The following is a 5,290-nucleotide window of genomic DNA, read 5'->3' as shown; positions in this document are numbered from 1 at the left end:
CTCGCACAGCAATCAAAGATGAACAATGGGATCGGATCAATGACACGCTGCCGGGTAAAGTCACTGATCCCGGGCCGACAGCTGATAACAGGTGATTTATTGAGGCGACTCTCTGGCTTGCTGGTACGGGGGCTACGTGGTGAAGCCTGCCTGAAGAGTTCAATGATTGACACGAAAGCTTTCAGGTAGAGTGCCCCTGAATATGCGGCCAGATCATTTTGAAAACTGCGAATTAAATTCGCCCTTTAAATGTTAAAGGATAGCGCCCCTGAGAATCCGGCCTTCCAAGAAATTGCATGCCGTCTTTCATGGTTTCTGGCAGGGCCTCACCTTCAGACACTTTCCCGTTCAACGAATAGCTGCCGTTAAGATTAAAGCTGAAAACGGCATCTGTTGTCAGAAATTCGGATGACTGGCGAATTTTACCTTGCAGAGTATTTCCCTTGCAGGTGAGATCAGCATCTGCTTTACCCAGTTTCACGTCACCCAGAGGACTGCTGATTCGCCCTCTTTCCCATGTCATGTGACCGTCCAGCTCGACACACAGACCTTTTTCATAAACCAGGGAGTTTGCCACCAGATTGATATTACCCTTGGCGGTTGCCGGAACCGGCATGGGAACAAGCTGCTGCAACCAGCCTGCCGAAGCGTCTGCTTGAAGATCTTCAATCGTCACACCCTGAGGACTGTAGGTCACTGTCGCCTGACCCACAACGGCAGAAAAATGATCACCGACCTCAACGTTCGCGCTGACCTTTCCGGTCAGCAGTGCAGAAGGCTGGAGATCCCAACTGACTTCCTGAAGCCCGATACCGTTGATGGTTAATTCCTGCGCTGAACCCGACCAGAGTGAGCCTGAGAGACCTTCGAGTTCAATCCCCGGCATTTTGGGTGCATGACGCCAGACAAAAGCGGCTGGTAGCTCTGCCAGCATAAAACCTGTGTAAGAAACTGCGGCCAGTGCGGCCAGAGTAATGATTCTCTTCATATGTCTTAACTCTCGCTGAAGGCTGTCTCACTGCTGAAGGCTCTATGTATTCTCAAAGCCTTAACGATCACATGACCGGGCTTTTCGGCAGCTTCTACCTCCAACTCCCTGATCTCAACTCCTCCCTGCTGTTGAAGATTGACTAGCCATGCCAGTAAACGATCAAAGCCCACTGTATCAAGATCGACCTGCAATGAATCACGAACAGTTCGCACCCCGGTGATGCGCAGATCAAAATCTTTTGCGGTTTTATTCACCATCTGGTCCAGAGGTAAAACCAGATAGCGGCCCTTGTCTGGCTGACCCTGACGTAGCCTGACAATCTCACTGGCCTGTTCCTGTACAGAAGCCAACAACTTCTGACTGGCCACCAGCTTCCGTTCGGCAGCTAACTGACGTTCTGACAAAGGGTTTAAAATACCCTGCCAAATGCACCAGACAATAATAAATGCCCCTGCCACCATACAGAGTTGCTGCTCGCGCCGACTCAGGCCACGCCAGAAACTCTGAGCCTGTTGCCAGCGCTCATTGAAGCCTTCCATGATGTCATTCATGAATCACTCCCCCTGATGATTAGCGTACCATTGGCAATATCACCACTCTTCTCCAGTGTTTCAACCGTGATCACCAGTTGCTCACCCGACTCTTCCCGGAATGCCGTAAAAGTATCAAAATCCTTCGCAGTGGCTTCCACCCGCAGTGATTGCTGAGACTGGTTATACGACAAAGTAACAGGATTGAGTTGGGGATATTGTTTAAACAAGGGTGCAGTCTGATCGAGCAGTTTCAGCAGACCCGAGTCATCGCTGTTGTTACTTTTCAAGGCCATTAGCTTCTGCCTCATTTGCGACTGTAGACGCACAATCCGCTCACCGGGGAACATGTCACTGTAGATCTTATGCGCCTGCGCCTGAAGCTGATCAGCCTGTTGTTCCAACTGTACCGATTTCAATACTGCCTGAGCCATAAACAGAGTAATGGTAAAAGCCAGGAGTCCGGCAGCCAGCCTCCAGGGTTTCAGGCTCTTGATGATGGATGACTCAACTTGCCAGACACCCTGCAACAGGTTGGGGCTGTTCTTCTGTGAGTCAGCACTGACCGCACCCGCTGCCAATACTTCCAGAGCAGGGCCCGAAGCTTCCCGGTTCCATTCCCCCGTCAGGTTCTCAGGTAGTTCGCTGAAACTGTTCACTTTCAGAGGCGTCTCTTCCGAGTCGTCTGCTGCCAGATAGAAGCTCAGCCAGGATGGATCACAGGCAGCCCACTGCCAGCGGCTATCCCGCAGTATCCAACGTTCATCCATGGCCAGCGCCGAGCACTCTCCCTCGGTCCAGGGCAGAGCCAAAGCTTCGGGAATCATGGTTTTGACTTTAAGGCCGGACTGATTCATTGCTTCACACCAGAAAGCCATTTTCGAATGAGCGACCACGGACAGATAAACCTGAGCCCCTTCTCTCGCGATGACCGAAATATGAAGATCGTCTACGTCCTCAGCCAGATCATCTTCCAGACGAAAAGGCAGTGACTTTAATACCGCCTTGCTCAGCCTGCCTTCAACCTGAAGGCAGTGAACACTGACCAGCTCCGTGGGAACCAGGGCAATGGTTTTGGTATCCGGGAATAACTCCGCCAGTGTTCCCAGGTCTTCAACAGACGGCAGAATGCCAGAGGAGGTTTTTCCCTCTTCTGCGGCCAGAATCACTGGCTCTTGCTCTACTGGATAGCGTTGCCAGTGAACGGGCTGTCCGGGATCTCCGGGCAGCCTGATGATAAGATGCTGGCTCACTCAAGCCCTCCAAACTCTCGGCGAATGACACTGAACTTATTTTCTTCTTCCCGCCGCAGCAGGCTTTTTATTCGGACTTTGGAGTCCGCATAGGAAGCGGTTGCAGTCATCACAAAATACTGACTGTCCACCGACATCAATTCGTGGGTGCCTCCGGCACTGAAGTTGGAGAGAGACGGTTGCTGAATAAACTCATCCACACTCTTCCAGCCATCCTCCGGCCTCTGTTCCAATACCCCTTTTGCCTGCTCTAAGGGAAGCTCACCCAAATACAGGGCACTGAGCACCGGTGCATGATCTGGCGACAGAGTATTAATATTGATCTTCATCTCGGTGGTCGGCAATGCACAGATATAAGGTTTGACCCTTCTCATGATTTTGGCATTGACGCCCTTAACCGCTCTCAACTCCGAAACCGATCTCATACTGGTATTACTGGCCAGATAGGGCACTGGCAGAGACTGGTAATAACTGTCTTCCGCGCCGATGCCTGATGCCTGGGTGTTGTCATTGTCTACCCAGTCTCTGGTTGATTGTGCAATTATTTCGGCCTGATAGGACTCAATTTCCAGTGCTTCCATCAGGGATTGAAATACTTTGACTTCAACCGAAGTCTGCCCTTCTTTATCCGATGCCTGCAAAGCATTCAGGTTTAAACAAGCCTGAGCGTCGGAAATTTCTCCCTTGATTGCCCCACTATCCATCGGAAAAGTCACTTCCCCCGTGGCCCAGGTTTGGCCAAGATTCACGGTTTCATCGCTCTCATCAAACTCGTCCTGAAGCACCTTGATTGTCAGTTCTTCGGCTGACAGTGCATACCAGCGTGCCTGTTCTATTTGCTGCAGGGAGGCGGTCCGCCGCATTTGCAGGGAAAACCCGAAAGTCATCTCTGCCGCTATCAGTACCATAAGCGTCAATACGAACATAACAATCAGCAGTGCGACACCCGACTGCCGACGCTTAAAGGATGTACTATTCTTTTTATCCGAAATCAGGCTCCTCATGACTCCTGCTCCTGAACTTCCCAGTTCCCGGGAAGCACGTAGCGCCGCTCGATGATCCCCAAATCATTCAGCTCAAACCTAATCTTCAGGCCTTGGGGCAGGGTATTGCCGAGCGTTTCTACCCACAGGCCTTTAACGAAGTACTGAAACTTGAGTGAGCGGACATCGGTTAACAGATCCCTGACTACGGGTTCCGCATTTTCCTCCGGGTCCAGCACATAAAAGTGTTGACGCTCAAGCACGCCGTCCTTAAGCCGGTAGCTGACTTTCTGCAATTTGGAGCGGGGAAGTTTGTCTTGCGGATTACGCCAGCCCAAACGAATAAAGGCCGCTGCCTCGTCATCGGATTCCAGCATATCTTTACCGGCAAACAGACTTTGATTCGTCAGTTCACCATCGACCCGCACACCCCGGTCAATCATTTGCCGGAAGTCCTGTTCCATGACTATCATGGCGTAGTCAATTTCCTGAATACGACTCTGATGATCGCTGGCAACATCCCGGGCCCCCATAACCCCCTGTAGAATCTGCCAGGCACTCATACTGACCAGTGCAAAAATGGTCAGGGCCACCAACATTTCCAGCAAGGTAAAACCCTGTTGGGTCCAGCGTCGCACGGTGTTCAATGACTTCAAGACCGCTTCACCGTGTAAGTTTGCAGACTGGCCAGAGCGGCTTTCTTGTCATCACGGTCCAGTCGGACTTCGACCTGGATGGCTCGAAAATTTTCATCCGCCGTACGCACACTTCGGTATCGGACATGCCAGGTTTGGTCTGCCAGCTCACGGGTTTCTTTTTTCCAGGTCTGGGACGGCCATTGCTCCTTCAGGTAAAGATCGACCAGTTCATTGTCGGCCACCCAGCGAGCCATGGTTTTGTTCTTCAGGTACTGGCTGTTATCAAGGCTTTCACTGCTGGTTCTGAGCACTGTGATACCAGCGATGGCGAGAATAGTCATGGCCATCAGCACTTCTAACAAAGTGAAGCCCCTGGCCCGTCGGGAACAGCCTGCGTGACGTTTCATTTATCAGCCCCGGCCACTTGTCTTGTCGTACTCATCTGCACTGACCACGGTTACTTCTCCGGTTTCCCTGATCATCACGCTAAAAAAGCGACGACTGTCGCTGGCAGACTGAAACCGCACTTCAGCCGGGGTCACGTCGCCACTGGACCAAATATAGAGATCAGGTTTTTTCATGCTTTCTTCGTTTTCAAACAGCCCTGAGTCGGTGAAAAACGAGTCACTATCATGCTGCTCTTCAGCATCCAGAGCAGCCTGCCAGATCAGCTCGCCCGGCATAAAGTCCAGATTGATGGCTTCTGAAAGCTCTTTCTCTGTGAGCAATCGGTCACTCTGCATTAACTGCCATTGGTCTTCGTGCCACTCCATAAACTGATAGCCGTTGTCGGTCAACCTGACCCCAAGGTCTTTACCTTTGAGCAATGACTCTTCGTGGCCAGTTTTCACCAGAGCAGCAAATCGCTCTGCGTCCGTTTTTAAACGTGCAGAAC

General features: G+C 51.5%; 7 protein-coding genes and 1 pseudogene. 1 reads left to right on the top strand and 7 read right to left on the bottom strand.

The features are described from left to right. Nucleotides 1-11: 11 nt before the first annotated feature. Nucleotides 12-92 (top strand): annotated as a pseudogene (locus KDK19_RS16725) (IS5/IS1182 family transposase); the annotation flags it as partial. Nucleotides 93-232: 140 nt separating this feature from the next. Here the strand turns inward: KDK19_RS16725 and KDK19_RS16720 are convergent. From KDK19_RS16720 to KDK19_RS16690, 7 genes are all read right to left on the bottom strand, one after another. Further along, nucleotides 233-988: a type II secretion system protein N gene (locus KDK19_RS16720; protein ID WP_257292406.1), complete on the bottom strand. Its 756-nt coding sequence runs from the start codon at nt 986-988 to the stop codon at nt 233-235. A gap of 5 nt (nt 989-993) precedes the next feature. Further along, complete coding sequence (locus KDK19_RS16715) at nt 994-1,542, bottom strand: type II secretion system protein M (RefSeq protein ID WP_257288580.1); 549 nt, start codon at nt 1,540-1,542, stop codon at nt 994-996. After that, nucleotides 1,539-2,774 (bottom strand): type II secretion system protein GspL, encoded by a 1,236-nt coding sequence (gspL, locus tag KDK19_RS16710; RefSeq protein ID WP_257254471.1) that lies wholly within the window; start codon nt 2,772-2,774, stop codon nt 1,539-1,541. The genes KDK19_RS16715 and gspL overlap by 4 nt, the downstream gene beginning before the upstream one ends. Continuing rightward, nucleotides 2,771-3,778: a type II secretion system minor pseudopilin GspK gene (gene gspK, locus KDK19_RS16705; RefSeq protein ID WP_257254470.1), complete on the bottom strand. Its 1,008-nt coding sequence runs from the start codon at nt 3,776-3,778 to the stop codon at nt 2,771-2,773. The genes gspL and gspK overlap by 4 nt, the downstream gene beginning before the upstream one ends. Next, nucleotides 3,775-4,413: a type II secretion system minor pseudopilin GspJ gene (gene gspJ / locus KDK19_RS16700; RefSeq protein WP_257280938.1), complete on the bottom strand. Its 639-nt coding sequence runs from the start codon at nt 4,411-4,413 to the stop codon at nt 3,775-3,777. The genes gspK and gspJ overlap by 4 nt, the downstream gene beginning before the upstream one ends. Continuing rightward, complete coding sequence (gene gspI, locus KDK19_RS16695; RefSeq protein WP_257254468.1) at nt 4,410-4,802, bottom strand: type II secretion system minor pseudopilin GspI; 393 nt, start codon at nt 4,800-4,802, stop codon at nt 4,410-4,412. The genes gspJ and gspI overlap by 4 nt, the downstream gene beginning before the upstream one ends. A 3-nt stretch (nt 4,803-4,805) precedes the next feature. After that, nucleotides 4,806-5,290, bottom strand: a 485-nt coding sequence (locus KDK19_RS16690) for a hypothetical protein (protein ID WP_257292405.1), incomplete at its 5' end; no start/stop codon positions are given.

This window comes from Endozoicomonas sp. ONNA1 (assembly GCF_024606325.1).
Lineage (GTDB): Bacteria > Pseudomonadota > Gammaproteobacteria > Pseudomonadales > Endozoicomonadaceae > Endozoicomonas_A.
This window is presented reverse-complemented; position numbering and strand designations above follow the sequence as displayed.

Coding starts and splice junctions, on each gene's coding strand:
- KDK19_RS16720 (WP_257292406.1), bottom strand. CDS start 988: ATGAAGAGAATCATTACTCTGGCCGCACTGGCCGCAGTTTCTTACACA.
- KDK19_RS16715 (WP_257288580.1), bottom strand. CDS start 1,542: ATGAATGACATCATGGAAGGCTTCAATGAGCGCTGGCAACAGGCTCAG.
- gspK (WP_257254470.1), bottom strand. CDS start 3,778: ATGAGGAGCCTGATTTCGGATAAAAAGAATAGTACATCCTTTAAGCGT.
- gspI (WP_257254468.1), bottom strand. CDS start 4,802: ATGAAACGTCACGCAGGCTGTTCCCGACGGGCCAGGGGCTTCACTTTG.